The sequence below is a fragment of the Undibacterium sp. Ji42W genome (assembly GCF_049340405.1).
Classification (GTDB): Bacteria; Pseudomonadota; Gammaproteobacteria; order Burkholderiales; family Burkholderiaceae_D; genus Undibacterium.
The window spans coordinates 1-255 of record NZ_JBMPOV010000081.1 but is presented as its reverse complement, the minus strand read 5'-3'; the positions used below and the strand labels follow the sequence as shown (position 1 = coordinate 255).

Sequence of the window (255 nt, the reverse complement as noted above, 5' to 3'; positions counted from 1 at the left end):
TCACCACGCCGGTGATTACAGATACGGTCAAGCTCAAGCTGCCGGCAGAAACCAACGTGATTTACAAGACCAAACCGGAAAACATCACCTTGTCGGTGAACAAGGATGGTGATCTGTACTGGAACGGCAGCATGAAGCCGCTGGCTGGCACGGATGCCCTGTTTGAAAAGCTCAAGGTAGAAGCAGTCAAGATCCCGCAACCGGAGTTGCATATCCGTGGAGATCAGAATACCCGCTATGAGTTTATTGGCAAAA

The 255-nt window shown here is 50.6% G+C and carries 1 protein-coding gene; it reads left to right on the top strand.

Annotation, left to right across the window (positions count from 1 at the left end):
• Positions 1 to 255: ExbD/TolR family protein (locus ACO0LG_RS29660; protein ID WP_423032233.1), on the top strand; the 255-nt coding region annotated here is incomplete at both ends.